Origin of the sequence: Mesorhizobium sp. B1-1-7 (assembly GCF_006442705.1) — a bacterium.
GTDB lineage: Bacteria > Pseudomonadota > Alphaproteobacteria > Rhizobiales > Rhizobiaceae > Mesorhizobium > Mesorhizobium opportunistum.
Map to the genome: position 1 here is coordinate 140,578 of NZ_VFWQ01000013.1, position 14,537 is coordinate 155,114.

Annotated in this window: 14 protein-coding genes; 8 read left to right on the top strand and 6 right to left on the bottom strand. The window is 65.5% G+C overall.

What is annotated here, in order from left to right; all coding sequences use genetic code 11:
* The first annotated feature begins 25 nt into the window (after nucleotides 1–25).
* The 4 genes from FJ978_RS22750 to FJ978_RS22765 all read left to right on the top strand — a co-directional run bounded on the left by FJ978_RS22750 (nucleotide 26) and on the right by FJ978_RS22765 (nucleotide 3,894).
* Entirely contained in the window at nucleotides 26–817 is a 792-nt protein-coding gene (locus FJ978_RS22750) for an SDR family oxidoreductase (protein WP_013891747.1), read from the top strand.
* A gap of 4 nt (nucleotides 818–821) precedes the next feature.
* Nucleotides 822–1,670 (top strand): transketolase, encoded by an 849-nt coding sequence (locus FJ978_RS22755; protein WP_140574185.1) that lies wholly within the window; start codon nucleotides 822–824, stop codon nucleotides 1,668–1,670.
* The gene (locus FJ978_RS22760) at nucleotides 1,667–2,656 is read left to right on the top strand and encodes a transketolase C-terminal domain-containing protein (protein ID WP_140574187.1); all 990 of its coding nucleotides are present in this window, start codon (nucleotides 1,667–1,669) and stop codon (nucleotides 2,654–2,656) included. The genes FJ978_RS22755 and FJ978_RS22760 overlap by 4 nt, the downstream gene beginning before the upstream one ends.
* 68 nt (nucleotides 2,657–2,724) lie before the next feature.
* Nucleotides 2,725–3,894 carry a mandelate racemase/muconate lactonizing enzyme family protein gene (locus FJ978_RS22765; RefSeq protein ID WP_140574189.1) on the top strand — a complete coding sequence of 390 codons (1,170 nt, stop codon included), beginning with the start codon at nucleotides 2,725–2,727 and terminating at the stop codon, nucleotides 3,892–3,894.
* Here the strand turns inward: FJ978_RS22765 and FJ978_RS22770 are convergent, their stop codons facing one another.
* Nucleotides 3,895–4,926 (bottom strand): LacI family DNA-binding transcriptional regulator, encoded by a 1,032-nt coding sequence (locus FJ978_RS22770; protein WP_013891751.1) that lies wholly within the window; start codon nucleotides 4,924–4,926, stop codon nucleotides 3,895–3,897.
* Between the two features lie 247 nt (nucleotides 4,927–5,173).
* On the opposite strand from FJ978_RS22770, the gene FJ978_RS22775 reads away from it, so the two are divergent.
* The 4 genes from FJ978_RS22775 to FJ978_RS22790 all read left to right on the top strand — a co-directional run bounded on the left by FJ978_RS22775 (nucleotide 5,174) and on the right by FJ978_RS22790 (nucleotide 9,592).
* Nucleotides 5,174–6,184 (top strand): ABC transporter permease, encoded by a 1,011-nt coding sequence (locus tag FJ978_RS22775; RefSeq protein ID WP_013891752.1) that lies wholly within the window; start codon nucleotides 5,174–5,176, stop codon nucleotides 6,182–6,184.
* A 65-nt stretch (nucleotides 6,185–6,249) separates the two neighbouring features.
* On the top strand, nucleotides 6,250–7,224 hold the full coding sequence (locus tag FJ978_RS22780) for a substrate-binding domain-containing protein (RefSeq protein ID WP_140574191.1): 975 nt from the start codon (nucleotides 6,250–6,252) through the stop codon (nucleotides 7,222–7,224).
* 53 nt (nucleotides 7,225–7,277) lie between these two features.
* Nucleotides 7,278–8,834, top strand: a complete 1,557-nt coding sequence (locus FJ978_RS22785) for a sugar ABC transporter ATP-binding protein (RefSeq protein ID WP_140574193.1) — start codon at nucleotides 7,278–7,280, stop codon at nucleotides 8,832–8,834.
* Entirely contained in the window at nucleotides 8,831–9,592 is a 762-nt protein-coding gene (locus tag FJ978_RS22790; RefSeq protein WP_140574195.1) for an SDR family NAD(P)-dependent oxidoreductase, read from the top strand. The genes FJ978_RS22785 and FJ978_RS22790 overlap by 4 nt, the downstream gene beginning before the upstream one ends.
* Here FJ978_RS22790 and FJ978_RS22795 read toward each other — a convergent pair.
* The 5 genes from FJ978_RS22795 to FJ978_RS22815 form a co-directional block, all read right to left on the bottom strand.
* Nucleotides 9,589–10,488, bottom strand: coding sequence for an aldose 1-epimerase (locus FJ978_RS22795; RefSeq protein WP_140574197.1), 900 nt, complete (start codon nucleotides 10,486–10,488; stop codon nucleotides 9,589–9,591). The two genes, FJ978_RS22790 and FJ978_RS22795, sit on opposite strands and share 4 nt — an antisense overlap.
* A complete protein-coding gene (locus tag FJ978_RS22800) occupies nucleotides 10,472–11,047 on the bottom strand; it encodes an SDR family oxidoreductase (RefSeq protein WP_140574199.1) in 576 nt (191 codons plus the stop codon). The genes FJ978_RS22795 and FJ978_RS22800 overlap by 17 nt, the downstream gene beginning before the upstream one ends.
* An 8-nt stretch (nucleotides 11,048–11,055) precedes the next feature.
* Nucleotides 11,056–11,835, bottom strand: coding sequence for an SDR family NAD(P)-dependent oxidoreductase (locus FJ978_RS22805; RefSeq protein WP_140574201.1), 780 nt, complete (start codon nucleotides 11,833–11,835; stop codon nucleotides 11,056–11,058).
* 84 nt (nucleotides 11,836–11,919) lie between these two features.
* Nucleotides 11,920–12,915 carry an ABC transporter permease gene (locus tag FJ978_RS22810; RefSeq protein ID WP_140574203.1) on the bottom strand — a complete coding sequence of 332 codons (996 nt, stop codon included), beginning with the start codon at nucleotides 12,913–12,915 and terminating at the stop codon, nucleotides 11,920–11,922.
* Nucleotides 12,916–12,968: 53 nt separating this feature from the next.
* On the bottom strand, nucleotides 12,969–14,507 hold the full coding sequence (locus FJ978_RS22815) for a sugar ABC transporter ATP-binding protein (protein WP_140574205.1): 1,539 nt from the start codon (nucleotides 14,505–14,507) through the stop codon (nucleotides 12,969–12,971).
* Nucleotides 14,508–14,537: the final 30 nt, after the last annotated feature.

A 14,537-nucleotide genomic window follows, 5' to 3' on the forward strand; every position in this document is an offset into this window, starting at 1 on the left:
AGATGGCCACCGGGAGGGTGCTCGCTTGACTGCCGAAAATCAGAACGCAGCGCCGGGGAGAGCCCTGGTCACGGGTGCGGCCGGCGGCCTCGGCCGCGAGGTGGCGATCCAGCTGGCCCGGCGCGGTTGTGTCGTCGCGATCACCGACATCAACGGCGAAGGATTGGCCGAAACGGCCCGGCAAATCGGCACCGGCGCGGCAACCGAAATCATGACAAGCGATTTCACCCTGGAGGGCGCGCCGGAGGCGGCGGTGGGGAAAGTGGTCGCGCGCTGGGGTGGCATCGACATACTGGTCAACAATGCCGGCTATGGTGTGATCGAGCCGTTCCTCGACGCCAGCTACAAGGCCTGGACGCGCACGCTGGCGCTCAACGTCACTGCCCTTGCCATGGCCTGCAAGGCGGCGGGACGGGTGATGCGCGAGCAGCGCTCCGGGCGCATCGTCAACATCACCTCGCCCGGTTCGCGCATGGCGCTGCCCGATTATACCGCCTACACCGCGAGCAAGGCCGGGGTCGATTCCATCACCCGCGCCGCGGCCGTGGCACTGGCGCCCTATGGCGTGCTGGTCAACAGCCTGGCGCCCGGCATGATGGACACCGAAATGCAGCGTTCCACCGAGGCCGATCTTGCCCGCGCCAATGGCCGCAACGATTTGCAGGCCTTCCTCGACGAGCGCACGCGCCGCATTCCGCTCGGCCGCCGCGCCGAGATTTCCGAGGTTGCCGAGGCGGTCGTGTGGCTCTGCCTCGATTCGCCCAAATACATGACAGCCGAGCGGCTCAACATGTCGGGCGGGCTCGACAAGGACTGATCCAATGCTGCGAAACTCCCCTCCCGGCAGCGCCGATATCGGCGCGCTCGAACGCAAGGCAAAGCTGCTGCGCCGCCATATGCTGACCATGGCGCGCGGTCAGGGCCAAGGCTATATCGGCCAGGGCCTCGGCATCGCCGACGCGCTGGCGGCGCTCTATTTCCACGAGCTGCGCCACGATCCGCACAATCTCGACTGGCCCGATCGCGATCGTTTCCTGCTCTCGACAGGGCATTATTCGATCGCGCTGTGGGCGGCTTTTGCCGAGGCCGGCATCCTTCCGGTCGAGGAACTCGCCACCTACGGCGCCGACAACAGCCGGCTGGAGATGTCGACGCTCGACACCACGCCCGGCGTCGAGATGATCGGCGGCTCGCTCGGCCATGGTCTGGGACAGGGCGTCGGCCAGGCGCTGGGCTTGCGCGTCGACAAATCCGATGCGCGCGTCTTCGTCGAACTGTCGGATGGCGAAATGCAGGAAGGCTCGACCTGGGAAGCGGCGATGTCGGCCAGCCATTTCAAGCTCGACGGGCTGGTGGCGCTGATCGACTGCAACGGCATCCAGGCCGACGGGCCCGTGGTGCTCGATATGGAGCCGGTGGCCGACAAATGGCGCGCCTTCGGCTGGCAAACGTTGGAGATCGACGGCAACGACATGAGAGCGATAATCGGCGCGCTGGCCGATGCACGTCAGCGTAATAGCAAGCCGAAGGCGATCGTGCTGCGCACGCTGCCCGGCAAGGGCGTGCCGCGCATCGAGACCTCCGAGAAATCGCACTTCTTCCGCATCGACGTGGCGCAATGGGACGGCATCATCGCGGAGTTCGACAAGAGCACGGGAGCAGCCCAATGAGCGGCGCGGCGATGGAGGCCGGGCGCACGCTGGCCATGGGCCTGGACGAAGCGGCTGGCGGCGGCCGGCAAAGTGTCGAGGCACCCTTCGGCCGGGCGCTGGCCAGGCTTGGCCAGAGCCGGCCCGAAATTGTCGGGCTGACCGCCGACCTCGGCAAATACACCGACATATTGCCGTTCCGCGACGCCTTCCCGGACCGCTTCTTCAATGTCGGCATGGCCGAGCAGAACCTGGTCGCCGTCGCCGCAGGCCTGGCGCGCACCGGCAAGGTGCCGTTCGCCACCACCTATGGCGTGTTCGCGACGCGGCGCGCCTATGATTTCGTCGCCATCGCGCTCGCCCACTCCAACCTCGACGTCAAGATCATCGCCGGCCTGCCGGGGCTGACTACCGGCTATGGCGGCACCCATCAGGCTATCGAGGATTTGGCGCTGATGCGCATGATCCCGGGTCTCACCATCATCGACCCTTGCGACGCGACCGAGATCGAGGCGGCGACGGCGGCGATCGCCGAGCATAAGGGGCCGGTCTACATGCGGCTGCTGCGCGGCAGCGTGCCTGTCGTGTTCGAACCCGGCTATCGTTTCGAGATCGGCAAGGCGCGGCGCCTGCGCGAAGGGTCCGACGTCGGCATCATCTCGACCGGCTTCATGACCGAACGGGCGCTGGACGCAGCCGATGCCCTGCAAGGACAAGGCATCTCCACCGGCGTGCTGCACGTGCCGACGATCAAACCGTTCGACGCCGGGGCGGTTGCCGAATTTGCCGGCTCAGTTGGTCGTATCGTCACCGCGGAAAACCATGTCGTGGTCGGCGGGCTGGCAAGCCTTGTCGTCGAGACCCTGTTCGATGCCGGCATTGCGAAAAGGGTTACGCGCATCGGCCTGCCCGACCGCTATATCGAATGCGGCGCCGTGCCGACCTTGCAGGCGAAGTATGGCCTGACCACCGAGGCCATCATCGCGACAATCACTGCGCTACCATGATCCCGAAAAGTGGGAGCCGGTTTTAGGATAAGATCATGGTCAAAACAAAAGATAGCTAGAGTTTCGCGATGAAAATCACCGAGATCGAGACCTTCGCGGTCGGCGCCGGCTGGAAAAACTGGCTTTTCGTCAAAGTCCATACCGACAAGGGCGTCCACGGGATCGGCGAAGGCACGCTGAACGGTTTCATCAAGACCACAGAAGCCGGCGTGCACGAGCTAAAGCATCTCGCAATTGGCCAGGATCCGCGCCGCATCAACGCGCTGGCCAAGCGCATGCTGGACAGTGTCTCGCTTGACGGCGGCCATATCCACCGGACGGTGATCGCGGCGATCGAGGTCGCCTGCTGGGACATTCTGGGCAAGAGCCTCGGCGTGCCGATCCATCAACTGCTTGGCGGGCAGGTGCGTGACAGCGTGCTTGGATACGCCAATGGCTGGTACCGGACCGAGCGCTCGCCCGAAGCCTTTCTCGAAGCTGCGAAGGCGGTGCTGGCGAAAGGCTTCAAGGCGTTCAAGCTCGATCCGTTCGGCACCGCGCAAGGTTTTATTTCGCGAGGCGAATTGGATCTCTCCTACGCGATCTGCCGGACACTGCGCGACAAGCTGCCCAAGGACACGCTGATCCTGATCGACGTCCATGCGCGCTTCACCGAGATCGCCGCGCTTCAGGCGGCGCAGAGGTTCGCCGATCTCGACATCTACTGGTGGGAGGAGCCGACCTCGCGCGACCGGCAGGAGACGGTGCACGAAGTGGCGCATCGCTCGCCGATCCCGGTGGCGACCGGCGAGATGTACGACACGGTCGGGCAGTTCTACGCGCTGGCCGCCGGCGGCGGCGTCAACATCTTCCAGCCCGAGCCGATGTCGCTCGGCGGCATCGGGCCGTCGATGCAGGTTGCCAATTTGGCGCTCGCCCATGGCAGCCATATCGCCCCGCACCAGAGCGGCGGCCCGGTGGCGACAGCGGTGTGCCTGCAGCTTGCGGCGGCGGTGCCGAACTTCCTCATCCAGGAACATTTCGATGCCTTCAACGATCCTTGGACGCGCGACCTCGTGACCTGGCACCCGACCGTCAATCCCGACAATGGCCATCTGTCGCTGCCGGACGCGCCAGGGCTCGGCATCGATCTCAATCTCAGGGCGATCAAGGATCATCCCTACGATCCCAACGCCTATCTCAACGTCCATGCCGGAGGCTGGGAGAAACGGCTTGGGCGGCGGGAAGAGAAGCCCTGATCAAGCACTCTCGCGGTCGACGATCTCGAAGCCGAGGCTGGTGATGGTCGGCACCTTGGTGTCGCCGCCGAGCCTTGCCAGCAATTGCCGCACGGCGCGCCGGCCCATCTCGTAGCGATTGACCTTGACCGTGGTCAGCGGCGGATAGAGTTGGGCCGCCAGATCCATGTCGCCGTAGCCGGCAATCGCGATCTTGCCCGGCACCGCCCAGCGTCGCCGGTGGCATTCCTGCACGGCGCCGACCGCCAGCGTGTCGCTGGAAAAGAAGATGGCGTCGATATCCCTGTGGCGGGAGGTCAATGTGATCAAGGCCTCGGCACCGCCCTGCGCGGTGATCGGCACCTCGACCTCCATGTCGGCATGGTTCTTGAAACCAAGCTCGGTGAGTGCCGCATGGTAGCCGGTGCGGCGCTGCTGCAGGCGGTCATTGCCGTGGATCGGCGTCGAGACGAAGCCGATGCGCTTGTAGCCCTTGGCGGCCAAATGCATGGTCATGGCGTAGGCGGTCTCGAAATTGGAGACGCCGACCACCATGTCGATCGGCTTGCGGCCCTTGATCTCGGAGATTTCGACCACCGGGGCGCCGCTGGTCTTCAGCAATGCGCGGGCAGCCTCGCTCTGCACGAAACTTTGTAGGATCATGCCGACCGGGCGCCAGCCAAGCAGATTGCGGATCGATTTCTCCTCGGCTTCCTGCGTGAACTCGCCCTGGACCAGGAGCATAGAATAGCCGCTCTCGTGGCATTCGTCGGACATGCCTTGCACCTGTTCGGCGATACCCGAATTGATCAGCGGCGGCACCACGGTGCCGATCATGCGGCCATTGCCGCGCATGCTGGAGGCCAGCCGGTTGGGCACGAAACCGGCCTCCTCGATGGCCTCGAGAACCTTGGCGCGCGTCTCCGGCGAGACCATGTCGGGATTGGACAGCGCGCGCGATACCGTCATCGGTGCCACGCCGACGCGCTTGGCGATCTCGCGGACGCCGAGGCGCTGCGGCTTCTTTTCGCCCGCCGGCGGTCTATCGGTCATCACCGTGCTCCAAGAGGGCGCGACCCGGCAAGACAATGTCCCAACGGTGGCGCGGCATCGGCCCATTCATAGCGGTTGCGGCGGCTGCTTTCCAGCGACGGGCAGCGCTATCCCCGCGATCCAAAACTTCGACGTTGACAAGTTATAATATTATAATCTTAATGGTCGAGAGGAGAGCGCCGGCAACGGCGCGGGTGAGTGGAGCCGGCCGGGAGAGTCGGCAACACGCGCCGCCAGGGAGGTCAGGATGAACAGCGCGGCTGACGTGAGCTCGCCGCCCCGGGATGCGCAATCCTTCCGGCGGCGATTGATCGGCTTCATTGCCGTCGGCGAGGTCGGCGTGCTGGCGGCGATGGCATTGCTGATCGCGTTCTTCTGGCTGCTGGAACCGGCTTTCCTGTCCGAGCGCAACATCCGCGCGATTCTCAACGTCGTGTCGTTCGTCGGCATCATCGCCATCGGCCAGACCATTCTGCTGGTCGCCGGCGAGTTCGACCTGTCCGTCGGCTCGGTGGCCGGGCTGTCCGCCGTGGTCGCCGCCAAGCTGATGACGGCGGCCGCCCTGCCGGTGACAACAGGCATCCTCGGCGGCATCGCTGTCGGCGCGCTGATCGGCCTTCTCAATGGCCTCATCGTCGTCAGGCTCGGCATCCCAGCCTTCATCCAGACGCTCGGCATGCTTTTCATCGGCCAGGGCCTGATCCAGGTGGTGACCGGCGGCTACCCGGTCTATCCGCTGCCGGAAGCGATCAACACGATCGGCGGCACCGATCTCGCCTTCGGGCTCGGCTGGAGCTTTGCCTTCTTCATCATCGCCGCCATCGCCGCCGACTTCGTGCTGCGGCGCACCGTGCTCGGGCGCAACATGTATGCCACCGGCGGCAACAAGGAAGTGGCGCATCTCGTTGGCATCAACACCAATGCCTACAAGATCGGCGCCTTCATCACCGTCGGCGCGCTGTCGGCGATCGCCGGCATGTTCGTCATGGCCGACCTCGGCAGCGGCGGCACCTCGATCGGCAGCGGCTGGGAACTGACCGTCATCGCCGGCGTCGTGGTTGGCGGCGTCAGCCTGTTCGGCGGCGCCGGCACGGTGGCCGGCGGCGTCGTCGGCATCCTGATGCTGAAGGTGGTGCAGAGCGGCCTCGTCGTCATCGGCGTCAACTCCAACTGGCAGCAGATCGCGGTCGGCGTGATCATGGTGATGGCCGTCGGCCTCGACATCGTGCGCCGCCGCTACTTCATCGCCGGCGCCTGAAGACCGCAAGAGAAAGCAGACATATTGCGCCGGCAAAAACGCCGGCCGACGAAGGGAGGAAGGACATGAAAATCGACTTGAAAAAAGGGCTGGTCCGCGCAGCATTGGTGGCGGCGGCCGTTGCCACGTCGCTGGGCTCGGCGGGCCTGGCCCGGGCGGCGGACGTCCATCTGCTCTGGGTGCAGGCGATGAAGGATCATCCCGTACACCGGCTGATGCAGGCGGGCTTCCTGAATAGGTGCAAGGAACTCGGCTACACCTGCGAGGTGGTCGGTGATCCGAGCGCCACCAACTGGGACATTCCAGCGACCTTGCCGCTTGCCGAAGCCGCCCTGGCCCGCACCAAATACGATGCCATCGGCGTCTACGGCCCGGATCCGGCAATCTATTCCTACATCTCCAAACTTGCCAAGGAAGGCTTCCCGATCGTCACCTGGCACGTTCTGCCGCCGGAAGGCACCGTCAACGGCCTGAAGGCGGCAACCGGCGAGAACATCGCCGAGGCCGGAACCAATGCCGCGATCGCCATCGGCGACAAGCTTGGCGGCAAGGGCACCGTGGCGCTGACGCAGGGCGCTTCCAACGACACCGAGAACGCCATGTCGGATGCCTTCCGCAAGACCATCGCGGCGAAGTATCCCGGCATCAAGGTCCTGGACACCCAGATGGAGGGTTTCGAGCCCTCGGCGGCGGAGGCCAAGGCCGTTGCGATCCTGCAAGGCAATCCTGACGTGACCGCCGCCTTCGGCACCACCGGCAACAGCATCCAGACCTGGTCGGGCGCCGCCCGCAAGGCCGGGCGCGACGTCGTCATCATCGGCATGGATTACATCAGGCAGAACCTCGATCTGGTGAAGTCCGGCGCCGCCTACGGCATTGTCGCGCAACCGCTCTACGAAGAAAGCGCCAAGGTCGCCGAACTGCTCGGCGACCTCGCCCAGGGCAAGACCGTGCCCTACAGCAATCCGTTGCCGGCGAAGGTGATCACATCAGGCGACCTCGAACCCTATTACAAGATGCTGGACAGCGCCGGCCAGTAACGCCTGCCGCCGGGCCTGCCCTGCGGGCCCGGCACCTTCCAGGGGGATCGTCATTGTCCGACGCCAGCCAAGAACCGCTGTTTTCAGCCACCGCCATCGCCAAGAATTTTAGCGGCGTGCAGGCGTTGCGCGGCGTCGATTTCGATGTCGTCCCGGGCGAGATTCATGCCTTGCTCGGCCAGAACGGCGCCGGCAAGTCGACGCTGGTCAAAATCCTCAATGGCGTGCATCCGGCCGGCTCCTACTCAGGCATTATCAAGCTCGACGGCCAGGCGGTCAATTTTACCTCGCCCGCCGATGCGCGGTCGAACGGCGTCGGCTACGTGCCGCAGGAGATCGAGGTGCTCGAACAGCTCTCGGTCGCAGAGAACGTCTTTGCCGGCCGCACCGGCCTCGGCGTCCTGGTCCACCAGCGCAAGCTGGAAAAGCGGGCGGGCGAAATCTTTGCCGACCTCGGCATCGCCATCAGTCCCAAGGCCTATGTCGCCTCGCTGACCTCGGCGCAACGCCATCTGGTGATGATTGCGCGCGCCATCGTACTGAAGCCGCGCGTGCTGATGCTGGACGAGCCGACCGCTTCGCTGTCGGGCACGGAAGTCGATGCACTGTTCAGCGTGCTGCGGCGCCTGAAAGCGCAAGGCGTGGCGATGATCTACATCACCCATCGCCTGCCGGAAGTGCTGGCCATCTGCGACCGCGCCACCGTGCTGCGCGACGGGCAAGTGGCGGTGCGGATCGCAAGGGAAGACTTTGATGCCGAGACCTTCATCTTCTCGATGTCGGGCCAGCGGTTGCAGCGGCTGTTTCCAGAGCACGCGGCGCCCATGGGCGCGCCGACCGCGCTTGAGGTTCGCAGTCTTACTGTCGCCGGTCACAGCGGCGCCGTTCACGGCGCGAGGGATATCGCCCTCTCGGTGGCCGCCGGCGAGATCGTCGGGCTGGCGGGGCTGCTTGGTTCCGGCCGCAGCGAGATCCTGCATGGCATCTACGGCCGCGTGCCCGCCGAGGGCGAAATCCGCGTCGCCGGACAAGCCGTATCGATCAGGTCGCCAAGCGACGCCCGCGCGGTTGGCATCGCGCTGCTGACCGAAGACCGCAAGCGTGATGGCCTGCTGTTCAACCTGCCGGTCGGCGCCAACATCACCATCGGCAACCTTGCGCCCCTGTCGCGGCACGGCATGGTGCGCGGCGGGCTCGAGCGCGGTTCGATCCTCGCCGCCATGCGCGCGCTCAACGTCAAGGCATCATCGCCCCAGGCTGCGGTCACCCATCTGTCGGGCGGCAACCAGCAGAAGCTGCTGTTTGCCCGCGTTTTGATGCGGGCGCCGAAAGTGCTGCTGCTCGACGAGCCGACCAAGGGCGTCGACGCCGCAACCCGGCACGAAATCTACAAGCTCGTGGTCGAGTTGGCCGAGAAGGGAGTCGCCCTCATCATCGTTGCGTCGGAACTCGAAGAGCTGATCGGCCTTTGCGACCGCTGCTTGGTCGTCGCCGACGGCAGCATCGTCGACGAATTCAGCCGCGGTGAAGGCGGCGAGGACCGCGTGCTGCGCGCGGTGACGGCAGCGCAAGCGGAACGCCACGCCATGGCCGCACGGGGCTCACCATGATGTTTGCCGGCAAACGCGTTTTCGTCACCGGTGCGGCGACCGGGATCGGCCGGGCGACGGCGGAGTATCTGGTCGCGGAAGGCGCCAAGGTGTTCGGCGCCGGGCTGGACGGCGAGGAGGGAAAGGCGCTTGCCGCCCGTCACGCCGAAAGCCAATTGAGCTTCCGCGAGAGCGACCTCACCCGCGAGGACGATGTCCAGGCGGCCGTTGCGACGGCGAAAGAGCGGTTTGGCGGGCTCGACGCGGTCGTCAATTGCGCCGGCATCTACCCCACCGGCAAGCGGCTCGAAGAACTTTCCGACGAGGACTGGGACAGGACCATCGCCGTCAACCTGACGGCCATTTTTCGCGTCTGCCGGGCAAGCTTGCCGCTGCTGCGGGCGGCCGGCGGCGGCTCGATCGTCAACATCGCCTCGGTGCATGCCGACGCCACGGTTCCCGGCGTGCCCGCCTATGCCGCAACGAAGGCGGCGGTGGTCGGCCTGTCGCGGCAGATGGCGCTCGACTATGCCGTCGACCGCATCCGCGTCAACGCCGTGCTGGTCGGTTCCGTCGCCACGAGGATGACGCTGGACGGGCTCGAGGCGGCCGGCGGCGCGGAAGCGCTGGGCCTGTCCTTCGAGCCCAACCGGATCGCCCGCATTGCCAACCCGGCCGAGATCGCGACGGCGATCGGCTTCCTGATCTCCGACGCCGCTTCCTTCGTCACCGGCAGCGCCATGCAAGTGGATGGCGGCCTGCTGGCGCGGCTGCTTTAGGGTGAAAGCGCGAAGGGCATGAACGAAACGGCGCCGGCGGCACTTTCGCCCGGAGCCAGCACGACCACGCCCTCTTCCGGATCGTCCCACCGACCCCGGTTGAACGCACCCGAAGCGTTGGTTTGCGGCTCGACGCAGAAATAGGGTTTGGCCGGATCGGCATAGAGCATCAAATGCTTGAAGACCGGGTCGGCCTTGATGCACAGTCCCGCGCCGCGCGATGGAAAGCGGATCGTCGCCTCGCCGCCCCAACCGCCATAGTCGTTGTTGCGCCAGCCGCCCGGCAAGGGCCGCGCCTCGGCGAAGTCGAGTTCGGGCGGCAGCGTGACCGGGTCGCCTGAAATGCCGTCCGGCTCTTCAAGGTAGAAGCGCTTGCCCTCGAATTGCAATGTTACGTCCGGATCGCGATCGAACCAGGGATGCAGACCAAAGCCGAACGGCAGGGGAACAGGTCCGGTGTTGGTCATTGTCATGGTCACGCCGAGGCCTTCCCCGGAAACCGAGAATGCCTGCGTCGCGCGGTAGGAATAGGGGTCGGCTCCAGCGGCGATGTCCAGCGACAGGGTGGCGTTGGCGGCCCCCGCCTCGGTGACGGTCCAAGCGTGTTGCCAGCCGCTGCCATGGACGTTGAATTTTTCGGGCGGGCTGTTGGGAAGGACCCGCCAGCGTTTTCCCCCGAATTCGAATGCGTTTCCGGCGATGCGGTTGGCGTAGGGGATCATCGGGAACATGGCGACGCCAAGCACATTGCCGGCATCAAGATCCGCATCCGATAGAAGGCGCATGAGATCGATGCCGCGCCAGCGCAGCGAACTGACGCTGCCGCCGATATGCGGCACGAGCCCGACCTCGAGCGCCCCGGCTTTCAGCGTCAGCGGTTCAGAAATTGCGCCCATAGCCTGCCATCCATCCACCATCGACACCCAGCATCTGGCCCGTCGTATAGGTGTTCGTTGGATCGCAGAAGAACAGCACGGCCGCAACCGCTTCCTCGATGCTGCCGGCGCGGCCGACCGGGGTGTGGCTGAGCATCGCCTTGTCGCCGGAGATGATGGTGGCGTCCTTGATGGCGCCAAAACCGACGGCGTTGACCAGCACCTTCGGCCCGAACTCCATGGCCAGAGTGCGCATGCCTGCCAGGATAGAGGCATTTTCCATGGAAAAACGCGGATGGCGGCGCATCGGCATGCCGGCGACCGCGGAGACCAGGAAGACGATGCGGCCGCCGCGCTCGGCCATGGCCACCGCCGCCTTGCGCGCATCGGCATGCAGGAAGCGCGGATCCTGGGCCGTCGTCCCCGGACGCAGCGGATTGGAGATCAGCAGGATGTCGGCGGGTTGCGTCGCTTCGACGATGGTGCCGTCACAGGCGCGCAACGCGGCGAGCACCGCATCGACGATGGGGTTGGTTTCACCGTCCAGTGCGACAGTGGCGCCCGCGAGTTCGATTTCCATGGCGCCGCTCACATCATGTATCCCGCCGTCCAGCCGCCATCGACGGCCAGCACCTGGCCGTTGACGTAACTGGCGGCCGGCGAGGCCAGGAACAGCACCGCCTCCGCGATCTCCTGCGGTTCGGCGGGCCGGCCGAGCGGCACATGGGCGAGGAATTCCTGCGTGCGGCCGGCGAACTTGCCGTCGTCGCCGTAGAACAGTTTTGCCGTCAGCGCCGTCATCACAGAGCCCGGGGCAACGGCGTTGGTCAGGATGCCCTTGGCGCCCAACTCGATCGCCATCGAGCGTGTCAGATGGATGATGGCGGCCTTGGCGGCGACGAACGGGCTCTGCAGCCGCATGGCGGCGAGGCCGACGACCGAGGCGATGTTGACGATGCGCCCGCCCCTGCCGGCGGCAAGCATGGGCGCCAATGCCGCCCGGCTCATGATGTAGAGGCCGTCGAGATCGATGCCGGTGATGCGATCCCATTCCTGCGATGGAAATTCATCCAATGTGACGCGATGCGCCAGCGTGTTGACACCGGCGTTGTTGACGAGGATGTCGAGACGGCCGTGCCGCTCGATGATCGCGGCGATCGTGCCGTCGACCGAGGCGACGTCACGGATGTCGGTGGTGCAGGCCATCGCATTGTTCAAACCGGCCGCGACCTGGCTTGCGCCCTCGCCATCGATGTCGGCGACGACGACCGCGGCGCCATTGTCGGACAGTCGTTTGGCGATGGAGCTGCCGATCGCCCCTGCCGCCCCTGTCACCAGCGCTACCTTGCCTCGCAAATCGCAGCGCATGCCCCGTCCGCCCTCAAGTCTCTTCGGGTTATGCTATTATAATATCTTCAAGGGCCGGGCAAGCAGCGGTATCGCTCCGCGTGCTTATTCCGCCGGCGCGCCGGCGACGTTCTTGCGGGCGGCCTCGACCATCCGCCGCCGTGCCCGGAACACGCCCCATTGCTGATCGACCAGCACGCCGATGAGGATGACGCCGCCCATCACCGCGAAGTTGAGGGAGGACGGAATGCCGAGCAGGTTGACGAGGTTCTGCAGCTCCTGCAGCAGCACGGTGCCGAGAACGACGCCGATCAGCGAGCCTTCGCCGCCGCGCAGCGAAAAGCCGCCCAGCACTGCCGCCGCGATGGCGTAGAGCTCGTAGAACTGGCCGTGGCTGGCGGGCGAGATCGAGCGCGTGTACATGGCGAAATAGATCGCCGACAAGGCCGTCAGCACGCCGCAGATGACATAGGCGGCCATGACGATGCGGCCGGTGCGGATGCCTGAATATTTCGCCGCTTCCTCGTTCTTGCCGATGGCGTAGAGATAGCGGCCGAACACCGAGCGGTGCAGCACCACCCACATGACGATGGCGATGACGATCAGCGCGATGAAGGAGTTCGGCACGCCCCAGGAGCGGCCCGCGGTGAGGAATTCCAGCTCGGGGAAATTCTGGCCGAAGGCAAAGCCGGCGGTGCCGTCGGCGGTGTAGAAGCGGGCGACGCCGCGATAGATCAGAAGGCCGCACAAGGTCACCACGAAGGGCTGCAGCTTGAGCCGCGTGATCAGCCAGCCATGCACCAGGCCGATGATGGCGCCGAGCGCGATGATCAGCACGAAGGCCAGCGGCCAGTCCAGATCGCGCACGGCGATGAAGTCGATGAACAGCGTTCCCAGCAAGGCGACCACCGAGCCGACCGACAATTCGATGCCGCCGGTGATGATGACGAAGGCCTGGCCGATCGACAGGATGCCGAACAGGCCGATCAGGTTCGAGGTGTTGGCAAGGTTGATCGGCAAGAGGAAGCGCGGGTTGATGATGGCCACGATCGCTCCGACCACCAGGATCAGGATCAGCAGGCCGAGATCTTTCTTGCTCATCGTCTTTTCCCCAATGCCTGCCCGCGCGCTCTACTGGCGACGCCGCGGCAAAACTATTTCGGCTGCTTGCCCACCGCCAGCAGCAGTACGTTTTCCTGGCTGAACTGGTCCTTGTCGAGAATGCCGGATATCTGGCCCTCATGCATGACGGCGATACGGTCGGACACGCCGATCACCTCCTCCATGTCGCTGGAGATCATCAGTACGGCAACGCCGGCATCGGCGAGCGCCCGCATCAGCCCGTAGATCTCGGCCTTGGCGCCGATGTCGATGCCGCGCGTCGGCTCGTCGAGGATCATCACCTTGGGGTTCATGGCCAGCCATTTGCCGAGCACCACCTTCTGCTGGTTGCCGCCCGACAGCGTGCCGGTGCGCGTCTGCACCGAAGGCGCCTTGATGCCGAGATCTTTCTTCTGCTTCTCGGCGGTGGCGGTTTCCGCACTTGCCGAGACCAGGGAACGCTTGGCATGCGCCGGCAGATTGGGCAGCGAAATGTTCTGCGCGATCGACAGGTCGAGCAGGATGCCGGTCAGTTTGCGGTCTTCCGGGACCAGGAAAATGCCGTGCGCGACGGCGTCGGCAGCCGAGCCCAGCACAAGCGGTTTGCCGTCGAGTTCGAGCGTGCCGCCAAGGCTGCCTTCGATGCCGAAGAACACCCGCGCCAGTTCGGTGCGGCCGGAGCCGACAAGACCGGCAAGGCCGAGGATTTCGCCGCGCCTGACGTCGAGGTCGACAGGCCGGCCGGGATAGGTGGGGGTGCGCACCGCCTTGGCCGCAAGGGCGACGGCGCCGGGCGCCCGGGCTGCTTCGGAGGCCTTCTCGCGTTCCTTCAGCATGCGGCCGATCATCAGCTTGACCATCTGGTCGTGGTTGATGTCGCGTTTCTGAAGCGTGCCGGCCAGCATGCCGTCGCGCAGCACGACGACGCGGTCGGCGACGCGCTCGATCTCGTGCAGGCGGTGCGAAATGAAGATGACGCTGATGCCGTCGGCCTTCAGCGCCTTGATGACGTCGAGCAATTTGTCGGTCTCGGCGATCGGCAGGCTCGATGTGGGCTCGTCGAGGATGACCAGCCGCGCCTTGATCGACAGCGCCTTGGCGATCTCGACCATTTGCTGCTGGGCGAGCGACAGGTCGGCGACTTGCATGTCGGCTGAGAAATTGGCGCCGACGCGCTTGAGCAGCGGCGCCACCATGGCGCGCAGCCGGGCGCGGTCGACGAGCCTGAGCGGCCCGGCGCGCAGCGGCTCGCGGCCGAAGAAGATGTTGGCGGCGACATCGAGATTGTCGAACAAATTGAGTTCCTGGTGGACGAAGGCGATGCCCGAACCCAGGCTGCCTTCGACGGTCAGGCTGTTGTGGGCGGTGCCGTCGACGGTGATGGTGCCGGTGTCGGGCGTGGTGACGCCGCCGAGGATCTTCATCAAGGTGGATTTGCCGGCGCCGTTCTCGCCGACGAGGCCGATGACCTCGCCCGGCCTCACCTCCATGGAAAAGCCATCGAGCGCGACGACGCCCGGATAGGTCTTGCGCACGTTCTCGAGGCTGAGAAACGGGGTGGTCGCGGCGATGGATGTGTCGGAATAATTCATCGTGCCTGACAGCAGTTGGCGGGCCGGCCT

Coding starts and splice junctions, on each gene's coding strand:
- FJ978_RS22805 (WP_140574201.1), bottom strand. CDS start 11,835: ATGCGCTGCGATTTGCGAGGCAAGGTAGCGCTGGTGACAGGGGCGGCA.
- FJ978_RS22775 (WP_013891752.1), top strand. CDS start 5,174: ATGAACAGCGCGGCTGACGTGAGCTCGCCGCCCCGGGATGCGCAATCC.
- FJ978_RS22780 (WP_140574191.1), top strand. CDS start 6,250: ATGAAAATCGACTTGAAAAAAGGGCTGGTCCGCGCAGCATTGGTGGCG.
- FJ978_RS22800 (WP_140574199.1), bottom strand. CDS start 11,047: ATGGAAATCGAACTCGCGGGCGCCACTGTCGCACTGGACGGTGAAACC.
- FJ978_RS22765 (WP_140574189.1), top strand. CDS start 2,725: ATGAAAATCACCGAGATCGAGACCTTCGCGGTCGGCGCCGGCTGGAAA.
- FJ978_RS22755 (WP_140574185.1), top strand. CDS start 822: ATGCTGCGAAACTCCCCTCCCGGCAGCGCCGATATCGGCGCGCTCGAA.
- FJ978_RS22795 (WP_140574197.1), bottom strand. CDS start 10,488: ATGGGCGCAATTTCTGAACCGCTGACGCTGAAAGCCGGGGCGCTCGAG.
- FJ978_RS22815 (WP_140574205.1), bottom strand. CDS start 14,507: ATGAATTATTCCGACACATCCATCGCCGCGACCACCCCGTTTCTCAGC.
- FJ978_RS22760 (WP_140574187.1), top strand. CDS start 1,667: ATGAGCGGCGCGGCGATGGAGGCCGGGCGCACGCTGGCCATGGGCCTG.
- FJ978_RS22770 (WP_013891751.1), bottom strand. CDS start 4,926: ATGACCGATAGACCGCCGGCGGGCGAAAAGAAGCCGCAGCGCCTCGGC.
- FJ978_RS22810 (WP_140574203.1), bottom strand. CDS start 12,915: ATGAGCAAGAAAGATCTCGGCCTGCTGATCCTGATCCTGGTGGTCGGA.
- FJ978_RS22790 (WP_140574195.1), top strand. CDS start 8,831: ATGATGTTTGCCGGCAAACGCGTTTTCGTCACCGGTGCGGCGACCGGG.